Here is a 19,378-nt window from a genome sequence, read left to right on the forward strand (position 1 = left end):
TGTTGATGAAACCTCTATTTACTCTACTACTGATAGCTTTATCACTTTCGGCTTGCTCCTCTAACGAGGTGATGCAAGACCCCTCTCCTCAAGCGCAACAACAGAGTGCCGAGCGTGAACTTAACAAACTGTAAATTAAAAAGCCTTGGCCTAGCGGTCACCGCTTTATTTCTTACGGCCTGCTCATCGACCGCTAAGATTACCCTGATCAATCCAGCCATCAGTGATCGGGCTGCCGCCACCAAAGTCGTTGCGGTGCTTCCATTTGAGAATGACTACTCCGGTGTGGCGAACAGCATTGAATCTCGAGTCACCAACCATAGGGTGGCAGGTGAGACCTTTTTTACCGTGGTCAACCGTAAGGATCTTGAATCAATTTTAGACGAGCAAAAACTTCAACACTCTGGGCTAGTCGATGAACAGACGTCTGTTGAGATCGGTCAGCTGATCGGTGCGAAAGGACTGATTACTGGTGAGGTGGAGATTCAGACCACCGACTACTCGCTCTACTACGTTACTCGTGTTGAGTGTGCCGATCAGAAGTGCAAAAAAACTCGTGAGCGCTACATCCCTTGTGATGAGATGCACTCCAACCTGCACGCTACCATCCGACTCGTTGATACTGAACGCGGGGACCTGATTCTCTCTGAACGCTTCACGGCAAAAGAGAGTCACGATGCTTGTCGTGACAGCGCCTACTCTCTTCCAACACCCGAGAGTGTCCTAAGCAACCTAGCTGATGAGATCACCGATCAGTTCATGACTTACATAGCTCCCTATGAGGCAACTGTCATAGTGCAACTGCTCGATGATCCAGAGATCGACTACAGCAGCGAGCAAGAGGACCTTTTGGAGTATGGTATCGAGTACGTTGAGGATCACCGCATCGACAAAGCTGAAGTGCTCTTCTCCGAGCTTCTAACCAGTACAGGTGACCAATGCTATGTGGCGGCTTACAATTTAGCCGTTGTTAAAGAGCAGCTCGGTAAAACTAGCCAAGCTGAGCAGCTCTACCGGTTAGCCGATCAGTTGGTAAAAGAGCCCAACAAGATCATTAACCAAGCCATTTTGCGTGTTGAACGTCAGAAGAGTGAACAGGCGCGTTTAGAGAACCAGCTATGACCCGCAGATTCATTCTCGCTTTTCTAATGTTGGCCAGTTTTGTAACGACTGGGTGTGCAAGCAGAGAACCCGTCATCCTTGTCGCAGAACCTAAGACTCCTGATTGGTTGATGAGTCCGCTAGTCAACACAGGTGATCAATTTTACGGTGTCGGTGAGGGAGGCAGCGCACAAGCCTCTGAGCAGGCTGCATTAGCTCATCTTGCCGAGAGACTGTTAGTTCAACTATCCAGCACACAAGAGCAGCGCCTTTCGTCGGTTAGAGACAGTCGTGAATATACTGAGCGAGTGGTGGAGTCGTCGATTCAAAGCAGAACCGAGCGTTTGCCTTTGGGTGGATATGAGATCCTTAAACAGGATGTGATTGCACCGCAACGAACCGCGACCCTGCTAGCGTTGAAAAAAACGGCCTTAATTAAGAACCTCAAAAACGAAATAGACCCCAGATTAACCGCCTCCTCTGCACAGCCAATCAAGACTCTCTCTGACTGGGCAAGTGCTCGACAACAGCTAACCGATCTAAAGGCTCAACAGCCATTAATATCTCTTATGAAACAGCTGGGGGAATCGGAGATTGGGGAAAAGTACAGCAACCAGGTTGCAGACACTGAATCTGCCATTAAAGATTACCAAACCAACCACCCGGTAATGCTAAAAACCGAACAAAGCTGCATGAGCTTTAAAGGCTCACTGGAGCGTCTAATCCTAGAAGCCGGTTTTGAGATCAACTCCTCATCTGGTGTTATAACCGTCGAGTGCCAGGTCATTGAAGAAATCAGTAGCGCCTATGGCATTCACATTGCCAAAGCCGATTTATCAATTCGCTTTTTGGATGGTCAATCTAAGGTGGAGCATGCCACAACTCTGTCCATTAAATCGGCTTCATCAGCCTCTGAGTCAACGGCCAAGGCGGGGCTGATTCAAGCGTTCAACAGGCGCATACAGGATGAAGAGGCTCTTAGGATCTTAGGGTTTTAAAGCTGAGCCAGACTCTGAAAGCTGCGCTACGCACTGCCAGCTCTGCTGACCACTCTCCCAATATTTCCGTTCAAATGCACTCATCGGTTGGTCAGCGCTGTATAACTGTACGCTAGTTTCATGACCCGCCAACGCCAGTGCCCTGACGAACTCCTCGATGTAGAGTCTCCAGTTGCTTCTAACGGTTAACTCCCCACCCAAGGTCAATAGATCACTGAATACAGGACTGGCATGCCAACGTCTCTGAACCTGAGCTGATTTAGGATAAGGGTTGGGGTAGAGAATAAAATGCTTGGCTAGACGCCACTCTGAAGCTGCAGCCAGGCGCCAAAAGTCGATTAAATCCGCTCGCACAAAGAGTAGGTTATCAAGCTCACCCGTGAAGCAGTTTTCGTGCTTACTAAGACGATAAGCAGAACGATCAACGGCTATGACATTGGCGTCTGGGTATCGATTGGCAAGATGACGTGAACTTTCACCAATACCACAGCAAGAGTCCAAGATAAGCTCTCCGGAACGACCTTTGAGCCAATCGGTCACCTGATCAAAGGCGACCTGAGTATGGTCGGCAATGGGTTTGCGAAATGGGTTATTTAAGTTACGCAATACAATCTCATCGAGACGCTCATGCAAACCGGCCTGATTGGTTGTCACGACCTTAGAGACACCCTGTTCTTGCTTGGTCATCGGTTATTTATGGTTCCAAACTTGTCAAAGCTTCGCGCTTTGTCTCTGCCCAAACAGCCACCAGTGTGGCGACCTGTTCAGCCGATAATTTTTTTCCATTACGAAGAAGGGCTTCAAGAAGCATTAGATTTTCGGTGAGCTGTGGCATTCCCAAAATACTGCTAGCGCCCTTCATTTTATGGATAAACTCAACATTTAGCTCATCGGACTCTTGCTGCAACGACTCAAGAGTTTGGGCGTATTTTTCAATGAATTGTGCAACATACTTTTTAGCCGTTTCATCACTGCTCCAATAATCTCTAGCCAGTGCTATATCAAAGTAGCTTTGAGGCCTATCTATATCGCATTGATTGGTGTTAGTTGAGATCGCATTTTCCTTCAGTGCTTCAGGCGCAATCAGTTCTGCAATTGCGACAACGGCTTTCTCAATATCGACCGGTTTAGTGATGTAGTTATTCATGCCGGACTCTAAAGCCTTTTCAATATCCTCAGCATAGGCGCCTGCCGACATACCAATTATGGGTAAATTTTCAAACCGCCGCAGGGCACGAATCCTTTGAGTCGCCTCAAGACCGTCTATGACTGGCATTTGCACATCCATCAATACCAAATCTATCGGTAACTCTGCCGCCCTTAAGAGTTTGATCGCCTCACTACCATCCTTGGCAAGAATCACTGAGGCCCCTTCCGCTTCAAGAAACTCGCGAGCTGAATCACGATTGAAAAGATTATCATCGACCACTAACAGTGTTCGGTTTAAAAGTCGCTGACTTGGAATATGTTCTGTCTCAGGCTGGGCATCAGAATTGATGATGCGTTTTAACGTAGAACTGGTAACAGGTTCTATCAAACAGTCATAGGGGCTGTTCTCATACTCTTCAATATGACTGACAGGACTGGTAACTGTAACCAGTTTTCCAGACCAATTAACGCCCTTGCTCAGTAACTCACTCTGGATCTCTGCTTCTAGACGCTGCAGGTTATTGCCGGACATCTCTTCATCGACAATGACAGAGTCAAAGGAGCGATCCGCTTTTATGGCTGAAAGGAGTTGATAGATCAGATAACTCTGCGTCTGTCCTACTTCATGGTCTAGACCCATCGTTTTGGCAACAGCCACAAGTGAATTACGTGTAAAGGGGTTTTTACAGGCAATAAGAACTCTAGCCTCTGTTATAGGATCAGGTTCAATAACCTTCACAGGCAGAGTCAATTCGAAGGAGACGGTAGTGCCTCGGAACTGCTGGGACTCAAAACTTAACTCACTTCCCATTAATGAGAGAAGTTGCTGGGTAATGCTAAGCCCTAGACCAGTCCCCCCAAATTTACGCGTTATCGAACCATCGCCCTGCTCAAAAGGCCTTAGAATTTTAGCTAAAACCTCATCACTCATGCCGATGCCAGTATCACGAATCGCAAAGCGAAGACGGGGTACAGAGTCTGCATTGATCACATTAACCGTCAACTCAACAGAGCCCCTCGAAGTGAACTTGATCGCGTTACTGATCAGATTGATCAAAATCTGTTCCAGGCGTTGCTGGTCGCCTGATATTTTGAGGTTACCCTGATAGCTCGGTGTAATCGCCAGGTGAACGTTCTTACTTTTAACTGAGCTGGACATGAGTAGAGCAACGGTTTCAAGCAGTTCATCCAGATAGAATTCGGTAGTCACCAGCTTGAGCTTACCGCTCTCTATCTTAGAAAAATCCAGAATATCGTCGATCAGCTTTTGTAATGACTGCCCCGCTCTTAGGATTTTTTTCGCTTTTTCGAGTACGGGTTTATTGGCGTTTTCAGCACGCGCTAAGGTTTGAGCCAAGGTCAGCACCGCATTCATAGGTGTTCTAATCTCATGACTCATATTGGCCAAAAACTCACTTTTAACCAGTGAGAGTCTTTCAGCCTCTTCAGCTTTATCCGTTAATGCTTGACGGAGTGCCTGCTCTTCCGAAACATCGCGCATTAAACGGATGGTATGAGCCTCGACTCCATCTTTAGCCGGCTGATAGATCAAGCAGACTTCACCCACTTTGGCCTCAGTACCTGGTGCTGGGCGCAGCTGTTTTTGAACTCGGATTGCGACACCTTGACGTTTAGCATCGAGGTGAAATTGGCGAGCAAACTCTGGTGTGATATCCATCAAATCAGGTATGGTTTTACCGATAACCTCTTCAGCAGTTTGATACCCCCACCACTGCGCAGTCTTATCGTCAGCATCGATTACCTTCAGGCTCTCAACACCTATCACGGCAAACATATTACCCATCTTGGTTAAGGCACTGAGATAAGCTTTTGAAAGTTTTTCAGAGCTTTGAACTTTTGCCACCTGTTCCGCGTAAGCTTGATTCAAACGCTCTAGTTCAGAATGCTCTTGCTCTAACTGTTTGTTAATCTGCGCTATTTTTGAGCTCTGTTTCGATAGAAGTAGATAGCGGTAAAGCAGCAGAAATATGACGCCCAGTGTGGCGAAAAAGAGATAGAGCAGCTTTTGTAAGCTCTCTTTAGTGAAAGGGCTCAATTCACTGTTTGGCACCATGCCCCACAGCTCTTGTAGCGCCCTGATTTCATCAGGGCTGAAGCTATCGTAGGCTTTATCAAAAAGGGTTTTCAGCATTCTATCTTGCGGGTTAAACGCAAAATGCATATTTAACTGCAGTCCCGATTCAGACTCTAGCAGTCTAACTTGCAGATCCTCATTAAAGAGGTGGGTATGGTTGATCAGATAGTTGGCAATCGAATAGTTCTCTACAAAGAGATCAACCTTACCGTTCAACAGAGCGGCCATCATCTCATCAAATGATAAGTACTCTTTATAGCGAACCTGAGGATAATGCTTCTTAAAATAGCTCTCAAAAATTGAGTCTTTCTGAATACCAACAATCTGACCATCCAGATCGGAAAAGCGCGTGTACCCTTTTAAACTGACTAGCCCAGTCAACAGTTCTAGTGTCTGCTTTTCACTGAAAAGATAGCGCTGTTGGCGCTCTTCAGTCAGCACCATATTACCGACAACATCTAACTGGCCATCGGCCAATTTTTCCATATGCTGCGACCACTCAAACCCATTAACAAAGCGCAGTTCAAGACCTAGCTTTTGGCTAATTTGTCGAGTTAAGTCAATTAGATAGCCTTTCGGCTGACCCGCATCAACATAGTTAAAGGGGCGCCAATTGCTATAGGTGGGCATTCTTATGGTCTGTTTATTCTCGAGATAGTCACGCTCTTGTTGACTCAGTTGAGAGAGTAATTCGGCATCAGAAGCAGCGATCCGGGGAGCCTGTAGTGTTAACGCTAACAATAGAGCTATTTTCAATATAAGCTTCATACCTGGACCAAAGGATCGGGTTATTAATACAAAAACTGAACACTAGTTAGTTGATAGTGCTAGTTTAAGACCATACCCCATAAACAGTGATCCCGCTAACCCTTTCGCAAAGCCTGAAAGTTTCCCCCCCTCTGCTAGAAGAGACTTGAAATAGATCGTCATAAGAATCAACACCGCAAGATAGATCTGTGAACAGAGTTGAACAACCAGACCCAAAATGGCGAAAGAGAGCCAGGGGTTGTCGTAGCTTGGATCGACAAATTGAATGAAGAACGAGACAAAAAAGAGTATTGCCTTGGGGTTAAGAAGGCTGATCGTCAGCGCTACTCTAAACGGGTGTTTAGAGTCCTTGGGCAAATCGATGTCCGAATCACTGTTTTGAGGTTTAGTGAAAAGCGATCTTAGCAGACCAAAACCGAGCCACATCAGATAGAGTCCACCGGCATATTTAAGCAGCGTAAAGAGAATTGGGGTGGTTTGAATCAGGCTCGCCACACCGGCGACTGACAGTGTCATCAACGTCAGATCCCCTACAAAAATACCCGCCGCGCCTTGAAACCCTGCGAGAGCGCCACGGCGCCCTGCTACCGTAGCGACGTACATAGAGTTGGGACCGGGCAGCAAAATAATAATGATTGTCCCAATAAGATAGGTGTAGAAATCCACTATTCCAAACATCTGTTACTCCCCGACAAACCAACTAAACGGCTGTTCTGACACGACAGCACCGGTTTTATCTAACTGCTGATCAACAACATCATACTGACCACCAGATAGTCGGAACAAGCAGCGAGATCGAGTGCCGTAGGTTTCACTGATAATCAACTGAGAAGAGAGTAAGCGCTCCCAATCGGCAGGGATACCGGTATCTGGAAGTTCAGCGTCATTCGCTAGGTTAGGGTCCATTAATAGACCAGATCCGTTCAGTTGAGTCTCTAGCAACACACCCTGTTCGGAGATCTGTTGGCGTGCCAGTGTCACTTTAGGCCATGGAGTATCAAGTGCATCATTACTCAGAGCATGTACTCCGGGTTCTATTGGCTGAAGGTCAGGACTGTTTGAACTCATCCAAAACAACGCCCCAGGCTCACCAACAATCAAATTAAAGCCGGCATATTGATCTCTATTCTCTTTTAACGCTTGAGCAATCTTCTGGATTGATTCGTTTGAGTTTAAGAACAGCAGTGGAATCTCACCCCGACTGCGAGCGCCCTCTACGCCAATATAACCAGGGCGAATGTTCGTCAAAAATGCGAATCGACCAGAGCGATTGAACCCCAACCAAGTTCCTTTGGCTTTTAAATCTTGGCCGGCCAACACCTCTGAAGAGTCACTTCGATGAACAGGCCACCAGTGCATAGGCAGAGCTGGCCTGTCATGGAACTCATCTCGATTGGCTACCAAGAGTAACGGGGTAGTGTGGTTAGGACGCCAGTTGAAAGCTAACAGACACATTGCAAAAATCAGACCGCTATTGAACGAGAGCAAGACGGCCGGCGGGCACCTTGGCATAGTGAATACGATGACCTGGCGCCAACTCGTAGAGATCGCCATTCTCACCGATCAGTTGAACCGGTACGGAGTACTTACGAGCAATCTCGGCATTCGCTTTGATGTGCTCAGGCTCACCATGCAATGGCACCGCAATAATCGGTTGTACCCAAGAGTACATATCGGCTAATTCAGCCTGACAAGGGTGGCCAGATGCATGAATCGGCGTCGAGCTGGTGGCCGATTCAACCACTTTAACTTTGCGCGCTTTAAAACGATCCAACATCCGCTCTACCAACCGCTCATTTCCGGGAATAAGGAACGAACTCATCAACACCAGATCGCCCTCCTCCATTGAAAAATGAGGATAGGAGTCTAGCGCTAAGCGATTCAGTGCTGCACGCTCTTCTCCCTGGCTACCGGTCGCAATCGCGAACACTTCTTCGGCTGGAAGATAACCCAAATGAGACTCATCAATGGGTTCTAGCTCATCAGGCCAGTAACCGGTCATTTTGGCGATGGAGTAGATGTTTTTTAGAGAACGACCAATCAGAGCAAAGCGTCGACCTAAAGCATCTGCTACACGGGCAACTGTGACAAGGCGGGCCAAATTGGAGCTAAAGCAACTGACCACAATTCGACCTTGAACCGACTCCAGCTGTTTCAAAATGCCGCGATAACAGATCGACTCTGATTTCGACATTCCCGGTTTCAGCGCATTGGTCGAATCACAAAGCAGTGCACGAATATTCAGTTTAGAGAGCCCTTTATAGAGTGACTCATCGAACGGCTCACCAATGACTGGGTCATAATCGATTTTCCAGTCGGCGGTGTGCAGTACCGTACCAACAGCCGTTTCAATAAGCAGAGACTGTGCTTCTGGAATCGAGTGCGTAATAGGTAGAAATTCAAGGGTGAAGTTACCGAGAGTAAATCGCTCCCGTTGGTTGATCACATGAATAGGTACTCGGCCATCTAAGCCATGCTGTGCCAGTTTTCTTCTTAGCACCTCTGCCGCGAAAGGCGAAGCGTATACGGGTGCTTTCAAGCGTGGCCAGAGGAACGGCAGAGCTCCCAAGTGATCCTCATGGGCATGGGTTATGACAATTCCCTTAAGGTTCTCTTTTTGACGCGAGATGAACTTGGGGTCGGCTGACACTACAGCTGCAGTGCGGTGCGATTCAGGATCAACCACCTCGTCAAAGGTGACACCACAGTCGATCATGATCCAGTCACCGGCGTGACCGAGAAGATTCATGTTCATACCGATCTCGCCTGAACCCCCTAAGGGCAAAAACCAGAGATCTTCCTGGCCGGGTGAGAGCAGAGCTGATGTTTGATCACTCATGATCAGTGTGGCACCTCAACACGTTGCACTCTGGGTTTTGAAAAGAGAATCACTAACATTAAGCCTGATAGGGTTGTAACCGCGAATCCGATCAGTAGAGGCAGAACAGTGCCATCAAACTGCATGCCGATCAGCGAGCCAACCAAGACACCCAGCAACATGGTAAAGGCCCCAATAGTGCCTGAAGCGACACCTGCGATTTTACCGAAGGGCGCCATTGCCAACGCGTTGAGGTTGCCGAACAACAAGCCAAAAAAGAAGGTCGTAACAATCATCATCAGGATAAACACCTGTAGAGGAACCGTCAGCTGCCAAGCACCAATGACGATCGCCTCTAGCAATGAAATTAGACCCGATAACGCCATGACAAAGATGACCAACTTTCTGAGCTCAAAGCGGTAGACCAGCTTTGAGTTCATGAAAGAGGATATCCCAACCCCAAGCGCCATCATTGCAAAGTAGACCGGAAAGAGTGCGCCAGTATCGTAGATGCCTTGAAGTATCCCCTGTACGGAGACCAAAAAGCCAATCAATGATCCATGTACCAAGCCGCCGGCAAAGGTGTAGATAAACCCTTCGCGGGTCGTCACAACCTGACGCATCGCCTTCATCACTGGTTTAAAGGAGAGAGTCGATTGATGCTCTGGATTAAGCGTCTCCTCTTGGCGTAGAGAAAACCAGATCCAGGCCGCCGTTGTCAGCACCAACAGCATGCCAAACACTGCTCGCCAATCGGCGACAAGCAATACCAGTTGGCCCAGCATAGGGACCACAACGGGACTGAATATAAAGATGGTCATGATCAGTGACATCACACGCGCCATGTCGGGCCCAACGTATTTATCACGCACAATCGCCATGGTAACAACACGCGGACCCGCTGCACCTAACCCCTGTAACACTCGTCCCACCAACATGACCTCAAAGGTCTCTGCAAACAGAGAGATCAGGGTGCCGATCAGCATCAGTGTAAAGCCAAGATAGACCGCAGGCTTTCGACCCCAGGCATCGGCAAGGGGGCCATAGAAAAACTGCCCTACAGCCAGACCCAACATAACGCTAGTAATAACAAACTGATAACGGTTGTTGTCGAGGGCGTTAAGATCAGATCCAATTTCATGCAGGGCAGGCAACATCGCATCGACATAGAGCGCCATTAGACATTGCAAAGCGGCCATCAAGAGCAAAAACTCTGGCTTCACGGGAGATTTGGTGTTCATACCATTCCAAATGACGCGCGTGGCATCAATCGAGTTAAAGAGGTGTACCTACCTCTTCGTCTTCAATCACCTCAGTCTCTTCTGAGGCTAGTTGATACCACTCCATCAACTCTGGGGTCTGCAGCAGCCAATCTCGGTATTGTGAGGCAGGCTCTGTCAGTTCGATCTGATAGGTATGAAAACGAGAAGCAATCGGTGCAAAGAATGCATCTAGTATACCTAAGTCGACTCCCTTCTCGCGAGCATTAATGAACCAAGGATCACTCCAGATCTGATCAATACGCTCAATCTCTGATCGCACCGTCTCAGACACACTGATCGATCGCTGTGCACGGCAGTTCATCGGTAGCGCATGCCTTAGATTGGCAAAACCAGAGTGGACCTCAGAGACTATGGATCTCGTTTTAGCACGATCTTGCAGGGATTCTGGCCAACCTAATCCTGCTAGATGCGCTTCACTGAGGTATTCACAGATTGCTAGGGAATCCCAAACCTGAAGCTCAGAATCGATCAGCACCGGCACACGCCCTGCATCACTGTATTGGGAGAGTTTTTCATGGAAGTCCGACTCAAACAGGGCTAAACGTTCCAGATCAAAATAGAGGCCTGATCGCTTCATAAAAAACCAAGCACGCAGTGACCAGCTTGAGTAGTTGTGGTTACCAATAATCAACTTAAGAGCGGATTGGTTGGATGTGGCTAAATTCCACATGCAGAGGCGCCTCGTTTTTTAAGATATTGTTGATGGTACTCTTCTGCAGGCCAGAAGGTTTGAGCCGGCACAATCTCAGTCACGATAGGGTTCGCAAACACGCCACTGGTTCCAAGAACCGCTTTTGACTGCTCCGCTAAGATGCGTTGCGTATCATCTTGATAAAAGATCGCTGAACGATATTGCGTGCCAACATCAGGTCCCTGTCGATTCAGCGTGGTGGGATCATGCCATTGCCAAAAAGAGTCTAAAAGGGCTTCATACGCGATAAGGTGTTCATCAAATTCGATCTGCACCACCTCGGCATGACCCGTCTGGCCAGTACAGACATCCTGGTAGCTCGGCTGATCGAGAGCACCGCCCATGTAACCCACTTGAGTGCCGGTCACACCCGTCAAATCGGAAAATCGCAGTTCAACACCCCAAAAACAACCTGCAGCAAATGTAGCTAATGCCATACAAACACCTCCAATAATATCGAATGGATGTACGTTACTCTTTCAGAGAGTCGATCAGCACAGAGTGCCACGCAACTCTTTTTTCATCTAAGGTCATCGATGCATGCGCCGGACTGGTCGACGGCAGCTGAAAAAAGTCTATCCCCTTTGCTTTAGCAAACTGATCAAACCCAGCTCGTTTGAATAGCCTCATCGCTGCCCCGCCATTTAAAACAATGCACTTCAACTTGGGCAAGCTCTCGATGAGTTGATCAATTGGATTGTAGTGAACAGTCGATGACTTGATATCTGAATCCAGTGATCCCGGCCGTTCGGCTTCAGCAACGACGTCCCAAAACCCAATCCCACCTTCCAAGGCTGCGGCCAACTTCTGTTCGTAACTCATTGAATTTGGCATCTGCAGCCAGTCACACAGAATAGGCCAAAGCGCATTTCTAGGGTGGGCATAGTACTGCTGCTCAGCGATCGATTTTTTACCAGGCAGTGAGCCTAGGATTAGCAGTTTAGTGCTCGTATTGCAGACTGCGCTAAACGAGTGATCAATCATCCTTTTGGGTCCACTGAAGAATTCCTATATGCTATGGCCTTTCAGCCTAACTAAGCGGTTTTAACAACGCAATGTCGACCTATGCCATCGGAGATATTCAAGGGTGCTATCGAACACTGATCGCCCTACTTGATTCACTCCAATTCAGTGAAGATGACCAGCTATGGATTGCTGGCGATCTGGTTAATCGAGGTCCTGACTCCTTAGAGGTTTTGCGATTTATAAAATCACTTGGACCTCGCGCGCGCATTGTTCTTGGCAATCATGACCTGCACCTGTTAGCACTTGCCTCAGGTGTCGATCGAAAGGTAGGAAAAACATTAAAACCGATCATGCAGGCGCAAGATCGCAATGAGTTACTGAGTTGGCTTATACAACAACCACTGATTCAACGCTGCGACGCCTTAGGCTATGTGATGACCCATGCAGGCATTCCCCACATCTGGTCCTTAGAACAAGCTGAGCAACTGGCGAAAGAGGTGACTGATTGCTTAAACAGCACCCTGTCCGTCCACTATTTCGAACAGATGTATGGCAATAAACCCGCCAAATGGAAAGATGAGATCATTGGCTTCGATCGATTGCGAACGATCACTAACTACTTCACCCGCATGCGCTATATTAAACCCTCTGGTAAATTGGACTTTGACGCAAACGGTGGATTAGACGAACAGCCTGAGGGTTTCCTCCCCTGGTTTGAACTACCGACACAGGTCAGTTCTCACAAACAGATTACCGGTCACTGGGCGGCATTAGGGCTGCGAGTGGCACCCAATCATTACGCTCTCGACACCGGATGTGTTTGGGGCGGAGAGTTAACGGCTTTGAGACTAGAGGATGGATCGATCTTCTCGATCTCAAGCCAAGAGTTAAATCGTTAAGAATGACTAAGGATACTAAATGAATCAATTTAAACACGTCGTTGCAAAAGATGCCCTAGAACTCATTGAGAAAGGCGCCGTTGTAGCCGACATTCGTGATGGACAGAGCTTTGCCAACAATCACATCAAAGGCGCTGTTAATCTAACCAATGACAACCTACAAGAGTTCATCGATAGCCACGAATTCGATTCGCCCATTCTTGTCTGCTGTTACCACGGTATGAGCAGCCAATCTGCAGCCGCTTTCCTTTGTGAGCGTGGCTTTGAAGAGGTCTACAGCATTGATGGCGGTTTTGAACGCTGGGTATTGGCCTTCCCTGAGCACTGCGAAAAAGGTTAACCATGCAGATCTATCTGGTGGGTGGTGCTGTGCGTGACGAACTACTCGGTCTTGAGGTTAAAGACCGAGATTGGGTCGTCGTCGGTGCCACACCAGAAGCGATGCTTGAAGCGGGTTATAGGCCGGTTGGCAGTGACTTTCCCGTCTTCCTCCATCCTGAAACGCACGAAGAGTATGCCTTAGCCAGAACCGAACGCAAAAGTGGCCGCGGCTACAAAGGGTTCACCTTCCATACTGATCCAAGCGTCACCCTGGATGAGGATCTACTCAGGAGAGACCTGACGATTAATGCGATGGCCAAGAGTGATACTGGCGTCATTACCGACCCATTCAACGGCCAAAAAGATCTAAATGCTCGCCTACTCAGGCACGTCTCTGACGCCTTTTTAGAGGATCCCCTCCGCGTACTTCGTGTGGCCCGTTTCCATGCGCGTTTTGCCCACCTTGGTTTCAAAGTCGCACCTGAGACCCTAGCATTAATGCAGGGTATGAGCGCCTCGGGTGAGCTGGACCATCTGACCACAGAGCGGGTTTGGCAGGAGTTTGAGCGAGCGCTAAATACTAAGACACCCAGTCAGTTCTTAACTACCTTAGCAAAGAGTCATGCCAACTACCTGCTGGCACCACTGGACAGGATTGCGTTGCAGGATTTGCATAGCGTCGATAGTCCACTACTTGAAGCGGCTGAGGAGCGATTTGCTCTGTTGTGCCACCTTGCGAATCTGAGCACCGAGGAGGTTGACGCCTTAGCGCTCAAACTCAAAGTCCCCAACCGTTTCAAATCGCTAGCGATTGCCTTCTCTAGACACTCAGCGACTCTGTCGAATTTCCCAACAGCTGATGCCGAACAAAAACTTCAGTTAATCAACGATCTTAAATTGATCAAGCAACCCACCGCCGCTGAGCCTCTGATCCATATTCACGACGCACTGCAGCAGGATAACCGATTCAACTCTGCTGACTTAGCGACAGCCGTTGAGTCAGTCGCAGCTGTTCAGCCAAAACAGGTGATGGCTGATGGATTCTCGGGTGCCGAGCTAGGATCTGAGTTGCGTCGCAGACAGATTGAGAGATTGTCGACTCTCTCTGCTTAACCCTTCAAAATAACGGCTAGAAAATAACCGATCGAAAGTAACGCGCACAAAAAAGGCCGCTCAATGAGCAGCCTTTAATGATCGATTTTGCTTAAGAGATCTTACCGTGACAGGCTTTGTATTTCTTGCCTGATCCACAAGGACAAGGTTCGTTACGCCCTACTTTACGATCATCACGTTTGAAGGTTGCTGGTTGTTCTTCGCCTTCAATACCGCTATCAGTCTCTTCACCCTGCATTCCCGTCGCAGCATCGTGTTTGAAGTCCATGGCCTGTTTCTCAGCCGCTTCACGACGCTGACGCTCCATCTCTTCAACATCTTCAGGAGCACGCACTTGAACGTGGCTGATGATACGAACAACGTCGGCTTTGATGTTCTCTAGAAGCCCCTGGAACAGTTCAAACGACTCACGTTTGTACTCCTGTTTCGGGTTTTTCTGAGCATAACCACGTAAGTGAATGCCACGACGAAGTAGATCCATCGTCTGCAGGTGCTCTTTCCAAAGCTGGTCCAGCACTTGAAGCATCACTTGCTTCTCGAAATTACGGAAGGATTCGGTTCCGACCAACGCCTCTTTCTGGCGATACACTTCAACGATCTGATCAAGAATGCGTGTGCGCAGTGTCTCTTCGTAGAGGTTATCGTCCTCATCTAGCCACTGCTGAATCGGCATCTCAACGGCAAAGCGTGTTTTGATCTCCTCTTCCAGACCCGGGATATCCCACTGTTCAGAGAGTGACTCAGGTGGAATAAAGGTGCTGATGGTGTCGTTAACCACCTCTTCACGGATCGCATCGATGGTTTCAGAAATATCATCGCTCGACATCAACTCATTGCGCTGATCGTAGATGACGGTACGCTGGTCGTTAGCAACATCATCATACTCAAGAAGCTGCTTACGAATATCGAAGTTTCGGCCTTCCACTTTGCGCTGAGCTTTCTCAATGGCATTGGAGACCATCTTATGCTCAATCGCTTCACCTTTCTCCATACCTAGCGCTTTCATCATGTTACGAACACGATCGGAAGCGAAGATACGCATCAAGTCATCTTCAAGTGACAGGAAGAAACGTGACGAACCTGGGTCACCTTGGCGGCCAGCACGACCACGCAACTGATTATCGATACGACGAGACTCGTGACGCTCAGTACCGATGATGTGTAGACCACCCGCCTCAAGCACCGCTTCATGACGCTTAGACCAATCCGCTTTAGCGGCTTCGATCTGCTCTTCTGTAGCATTTTCACCTAGTGCTTCAAGTTCAACTTCAAGCTTACCGCCAAGCATGATATCGGTACCACGACCGGCCATATTGGTTGCAATGGTGACTGCACCTGGACGACCCGCTTCAGCGATGACACCCGCTTCTCGGTCGTGTTGCTTGGCGTTCAGTACGTTATGTTTGATGCCTGCTTTATCAAGCATCTGCGAAAGAAGTTCAGAAGAGCTGACTGACGCAGTACCCACTAGAATTGGGCGTTGCTGCTCTTGGCAGTGCTTAACCTCTTTAACGATCGCTTCGAACTTATCTTCGATCGACAAGTAGACCAGATCGTTGTAATCGATACGTTGAATCGGACGGTTAGTCGGAATCACCACTACGTCCAGACCATAAATTTGACGTAACTCGAACGCTTCTGTATCCGCTGTACCGGTCATACCCGATAGCTTGTTGTAGAGACGGAAGTAGTTCTGGAAGGTGGTCGACGCCAAGGTTTGGCTCTCCATCTGGATCTCAACACCCTCTTTCGCTTCAACAGCTTGGTGAAGACCTTCTGACCAACGACGGCCCGCCATGATACGACCAGTATGCTCATCGACGATGACAACCTGACCACCCTGAACGATGTAGTCACGATCTTTAACAAACAGATGGTGTGCGCGAAGTGCCGCTAGGACATGGTGCAATAGAGTTAGGTTCTGCGGAGCATAGAGACTATCGCCTTCCGCAAGAAGACCCGCTTCGATCAACATGCCTTCAACTTTTTCATGACCCGCTTCGGTCAACTCAACGGTACGGTTCTTCTCATCAACGTGGAAATCTTCATTGATTACCTGCGTCTCATCTTTGACATCAATCTCACCTTCAAATTGAGTCAGATGTGGAATCAGTGTGTTGATCGCTTTGTAGGTTTCTGAACTGTCTTCAGCAGGACCTGAGATGATCAACGGGGTACGTGCTTCATCGATCAGAATCGAGTCCACCTCATCGACCACGGCAAAGTTGAAATCACGCTGAACCTTATCGGTCAGGTTGAACGCCATGTTGTCACGAAGGTAGTCGAAGCCAAATTCATTATTGGTACCGTAGGTGATATCACAGGCATAGGCGGCGCGTTTGGTCTCACCATCCTGACCTGATACAACGACACCCACTGATAGACCCAGTGCTTCATAGAGTGGACGCATCCACTCAGCATCACGACTTGCCAGGTAGTCGTTGACGGTTACGACGTGAACACCTTTGGCAGAGATTGCGTTTAGATAGACCGCAAGCGTCGCAACTAGGGTTTTACCTTCACCGGTACGCATCTCAGCCACTTTGCCATCATGCAGTGTCATACCACCGATCAACTGTACGTCGAAGTGGCGCATACCCATCACGCGCTTTGACGCTTCACGACAGTTGGCAAAGGCTTCAGGTAGGAGCTTATCTAGAGACTCTCCCTGTTCGAGTCGCTCTCTAAATTGAGCCGTTTTCTCTTTGATCCCCTCGTCACTGAGTGATTCAAACTCGGGTTCTAGTTCGTTAATTTGTTTAACGATGCGGCCCATACGTTTAAGTTCACGATCGTTTTTACTGCCGAAAATTTTAGAGAGGAAAGAGGTAAGCATGATTGGGTCAACTAGTGAGTCATTATTAATTAAGTTTTTTATGGGGGCACTCAGCCTAAAAACAACCTTTTACTGAGTAAACCCTTAGCTATTTTGCAAAAAAATAGGGCCGATCTAAGTCGGCCCTGTTTTATAACATGTTTTGCTCAATCAGACAGCCGCTGCTGGACGCTGATATGATATGGGGGCTTTGTGATCGTCAGTTTCGAAGGTCACCACTTCCCATGCAGATTCATCTTCTAGAAGCGTACGTAGCAGACGGTTATTCAGGAAGTGACCTGATTTATCACCGTAGAACTCACCGATCAAGCTCTTACCGAGTAGGTAGAGATCACCGACTGCATCAAGAATTTTGTGTTTAACGAACTCATCTTCGTAACGAAGGCCATCTTCATTGAGGATACGGTAGTCATCAACAACAATTGCGTTATCAAAGCTGCCACCCAACGCCAAGTTTTGAGAACGTAGGTATTCGATATCACGCATAAAACCAAAAGTACGCGCACGTGCTACCTCTTTAACAAAGGAGGTGCTCGAAAAATCGAGGGCAGCATGCTGAGTACGGTTTTCAAATACTGGGTGATCGAACTCAATCTGAAAACCGACTTTGAATCCATTGAACGGAAGGAATTTAGCAATCTTACCTTCGTGTTCAACCTGAACCTCTTTAAGGATACGGATGAACTGTTTAGGCGCGTTCTGCTCTTCAATACCGGCAGACTGAACCAAGAAAACAAAAGGAGCGGCACTGCCATCCATAATCGGGACTTCTTCAGCACTCAGCTCGATGTAGGCATTATCGATACCCAGACCCGCCAGAGCAGATAAAAGGTGCTCGATCGTCGCAACACGAGCGCCACCCATAGAGATGTTGGTTGACAGCGTGGTGTCAGAGACATTGTGCGCAACAGCAGGGATTTCAACCACGGGATCAAGATCCACACGACGGAAGATAATACCCGTATTAACAGGGGCTGGGCGCAAGGTCAGGTAGACTTTTTGACCTGAATGCAGGCCGATACCTGTCGCTTTAATGCTGTTTTTGAGTGTGCGCTGTTTAATCATCCGCGGGGGCAACCAATCCAGTTATGACGTATTAACAGCACATCATAAAGGAAAGCCACCCCGCTTCCTAGCGTTTACTCAAAAAATATTCAGGTTCCGTTCAGCGACGAAGATAGGTCGGAACATCAAAGTAATCGAGATCCGCGTAAGGATCTTCAGGCTCCGGCTTATCCAGCAGTGCTTCAATATTAGTTCGTTTCAGAATCTCAGGAAGCTCGAACGTATTGATGTCCAATTTCGCTTTAGGCTCTCTGTTTTCAACAACCAACACAGGTTCCGGTATAACGTTCTGCTGAGTAGAACTTAACCCTGTTGCTACAACCGTAACCTTAATTTCGTCTCCCAGAGTTTCATCGACTACCGTGCCGACCACGATAGTGGCATCTTCAGCGGCGTACTCTGCAACCAGATCGCCCACTTCCGAAAACTCACCCAGGCTTAGATCTTTCCCTGCCGCTACATTGACCAAGACACCCTTAGCCCCTTTAAGATCAACCCCTTCTAAAAGAGGACTTTGAACCGCCTGCTCTGTCGCAATTCGAGCACGCTCATCACCTAATGCCCGGCCAGTGCCCATCATCGACATGCCCATCTCTGTCATCACAGTACGCACATCTGCAAAGTCGACATTGATCATGCCTGGACGAGTGATTAGATCAGAGATGCCCTCGACCGCCCCTTTAAGAACATTATTGGCTTCCGCAAAGGCTTTAATCAACGTCACCTTACTACCAAGCGCGCTCATCAACTTCTCGTTGGGAATTATAATCAACGAGTCAACCGCCTCTTTAAGCTCAGAGATACCCTGATCCGCAATACGCATTCTGCTCTTGCCTTCAAACTTAAACGGCTTAGTCACGACCGCAACCGTCAGCGCACCCAATTCACGTGCAACCTCGGCAACCACTGGCGCTGCCCCGGTACCTGTACCACCGCCCATGCCGGCCGTAATGAACACCATATCGGCACCCGCCAACTGTTCAGCAATCGCAGCTCGACTCTCTTGAGCCGCGGCACGCCCAACCTCTGGATTAGCACCCGCGCCAAGACCATTGGTCGTTTCGCGACCAATGTGCAGCGCCTCACTTAAAGTAATATCACTCAACGCCTGGGCATCAGTATTCACACAGATAAACTGAACCCCATCCATGGCTTGTGTACGCATATGAGCAACCGCGTTACCGCCGCCACCCCCGACGCCGACCACTTTGATCTTTGCGCCTTCTGCAGCCTGATCAATTAACTGAAACATCTTCTCTCCCCCTTTCAACTCTA

18 protein-coding genes are annotated in these 19,378 nt (G+C 48.4%); 6 read left to right on the plus strand and 12 right to left on the minus strand.

Annotated features, from left to right (window positions below; translation table 11 throughout):
• Nucleotides 1-5 precede the first annotated feature (5 nt).
• Genes XMG48_RS12090 through XMG48_RS06480 form a run of 3 tightly spaced genes read left to right on the plus strand, consistent with a single transcriptional unit; the run spans nucleotide 6 to nucleotide 2,099 of the window.
• Nucleotides 6-134, plus strand: coding sequence for a hypothetical protein (locus XMG48_RS12090; protein ID WP_256368157.1), 129 nt, complete (start codon nucleotides 6-8; stop codon nucleotides 132-134).
• Nucleotides 115-1,122 carry a CsgG/HfaB family protein gene (locus tag XMG48_RS06475; protein WP_173481256.1) on the plus strand — a complete coding sequence of 336 codons (1,008 nt, stop codon included), beginning with the start codon at nucleotides 115-117 and terminating at the stop codon, nucleotides 1,120-1,122. Before XMG48_RS12090 ends, XMG48_RS06475 begins: the two co-directional genes overlap by 20 nt.
• Nucleotides 1,119-2,099 carry an LPP20 family lipoprotein gene (locus XMG48_RS06480; protein WP_173481257.1) on the plus strand — a complete coding sequence of 327 codons (981 nt, stop codon included), beginning with the start codon at nucleotides 1,119-1,121 and terminating at the stop codon, nucleotides 2,097-2,099. Before XMG48_RS06475 ends, XMG48_RS06480 begins: the two co-directional genes overlap by 4 nt.
• On the opposite strand, the gene XMG48_RS06485 is transcribed toward XMG48_RS06480, so the two are convergent.
• The 9 genes from XMG48_RS06485 to XMG48_RS06525 are packed head-to-tail and all read right to left on the minus strand — an operon-like array spanning nucleotide 2,088 to nucleotide 11,887.
• Entirely contained in the window at nucleotides 2,088-2,786 is a 699-nt protein-coding gene (locus XMG48_RS06485; RefSeq protein ID WP_173481258.1) for a tRNA (guanosine(46)-N(7))-methyltransferase TrmB, read from the minus strand. The two genes, XMG48_RS06480 and XMG48_RS06485, sit on opposite strands and share 12 nt — an antisense overlap.
• Before the next feature lie 7 nt (nucleotides 2,787-2,793).
• Nucleotides 2,794-6,111 (minus strand): ATP-binding protein, encoded by a 3,318-nt coding sequence (locus tag XMG48_RS06490; protein WP_173481259.1) that lies wholly within the window; start codon nucleotides 6,109-6,111, stop codon nucleotides 2,794-2,796.
• Nucleotides 6,112-6,153: 42 nt separating this feature from the next.
• Nucleotides 6,154-6,789 (minus strand): leucine efflux protein LeuE, encoded by a 636-nt coding sequence (gene leuE / locus XMG48_RS06495; protein WP_173481260.1) that lies wholly within the window; start codon nucleotides 6,787-6,789, stop codon nucleotides 6,154-6,156.
• Nucleotides 6,790-6,792: 3 nt separating this feature from the next.
• On the minus strand, nucleotides 6,793-7,566 hold the full coding sequence (locus XMG48_RS06500) for an NRDE family protein (protein WP_173481261.1): 774 nt from the start codon (nucleotides 7,564-7,566) through the stop codon (nucleotides 6,793-6,795).
• A gap of 16 nt (nucleotides 7,567-7,582) precedes the next feature.
• Nucleotides 7,583-8,950, minus strand: a complete 1,368-nt coding sequence (locus XMG48_RS06505; protein WP_173481262.1) for a ribonuclease J — start codon at nucleotides 8,948-8,950, stop codon at nucleotides 7,583-7,585.
• Nucleotides 8,951-8,952: 2 nt separating this feature from the next.
• A complete protein-coding gene (locus XMG48_RS06510) occupies nucleotides 8,953-10,170 on the minus strand; it encodes a multidrug effflux MFS transporter (protein ID WP_173481263.1) in 1,218 nt (405 codons plus the stop codon).
• 34 nt (nucleotides 10,171-10,204) lie between these two features.
• A complete protein-coding gene (locus tag XMG48_RS06515; RefSeq protein ID WP_173481264.1) occupies nucleotides 10,205-10,882 on the minus strand; it encodes a glutathione S-transferase in 678 nt (225 codons plus the stop codon).
• A complete protein-coding gene (msrA, locus tag XMG48_RS06520) occupies nucleotides 10,870-11,340 on the minus strand; it encodes a peptide-methionine (S)-S-oxide reductase MsrA (protein ID WP_173481265.1) in 471 nt (156 codons plus the stop codon). The genes XMG48_RS06515 and msrA overlap by 13 nt, the downstream gene beginning before the upstream one ends.
• Before the next feature lie 34 nt (nucleotides 11,341-11,374).
• On the minus strand, nucleotides 11,375-11,887 hold the full coding sequence (locus XMG48_RS06525; protein WP_173481266.1) for a DNA-deoxyinosine glycosylase: 513 nt from the start codon (nucleotides 11,885-11,887) through the stop codon (nucleotides 11,375-11,377).
• A 71-nt stretch (nucleotides 11,888-11,958) separates the two neighbouring features.
• Here XMG48_RS06525 and XMG48_RS06530 point away from each other — a divergent pair, with 71 nt between their 5' ends.
• From XMG48_RS06530 to XMG48_RS06540, 3 genes are read left to right on the plus strand one after another with little or no spacing between them, the layout of a single operon-like run.
• Nucleotides 11,959-12,768, plus strand: coding sequence for a symmetrical bis(5'-nucleosyl)-tetraphosphatase (locus XMG48_RS06530; RefSeq protein ID WP_173481267.1), 810 nt, complete (start codon nucleotides 11,959-11,961; stop codon nucleotides 12,766-12,768).
• A gap of 19 nt (nucleotides 12,769-12,787) precedes the next feature.
• Nucleotides 12,788-13,108 (plus strand): thiosulfate sulfurtransferase GlpE, encoded by a 321-nt coding sequence (gene glpE, locus XMG48_RS06535; RefSeq protein WP_173481268.1) that lies wholly within the window; start codon nucleotides 12,788-12,790, stop codon nucleotides 13,106-13,108.
• A 2-nt stretch (nucleotides 13,109-13,110) separates the two neighbouring features.
• Nucleotides 13,111-14,202: a hypothetical protein gene (locus tag XMG48_RS06540; protein WP_173481269.1), complete on the plus strand. Its 1,092-nt coding sequence runs from the start codon at nucleotides 13,111-13,113 to the stop codon at nucleotides 14,200-14,202.
• A 91-nt stretch (nucleotides 14,203-14,293) separates the two neighbouring features.
• Here XMG48_RS06540 and secA read toward each other — a convergent pair whose 3' ends face one another.
• The 3 genes from secA to ftsZ all read right to left on the minus strand — a co-directional run bounded on the left by secA (nucleotide 14,294) and on the right by ftsZ (nucleotide 19,355).
• Nucleotides 14,294-17,038: a preprotein translocase subunit SecA gene (gene secA, locus XMG48_RS06545; protein ID WP_173481270.1), complete on the minus strand. Its 2,745-nt coding sequence runs from the start codon at nucleotides 17,036-17,038 to the stop codon at nucleotides 14,294-14,296.
• A 150-nt stretch (nucleotides 17,039-17,188) separates the two neighbouring features.
• Nucleotides 17,189-18,103, minus strand: coding sequence for a UDP-3-O-acyl-N-acetylglucosamine deacetylase (gene lpxC, locus XMG48_RS06550; protein WP_173481271.1), 915 nt, complete (start codon nucleotides 18,101-18,103; stop codon nucleotides 17,189-17,191).
• 100 nt (nucleotides 18,104-18,203) lie between these two features.
• A complete protein-coding gene (gene ftsZ / locus XMG48_RS06555; RefSeq protein WP_173481272.1) occupies nucleotides 18,204-19,355 on the minus strand; it encodes a cell division protein FtsZ in 1,152 nt (383 codons plus the stop codon).
• Nucleotides 19,356-19,378 lie beyond the last annotated feature (23 nt).

The sequence above is a fragment of the Marinobacterium sp. xm-g-48 genome (genome assembly GCF_013282925.1).
Classification (GTDB): Bacteria; Pseudomonadota; Gammaproteobacteria; order Pseudomonadales; family Balneatricaceae; genus Marinobacterium_E.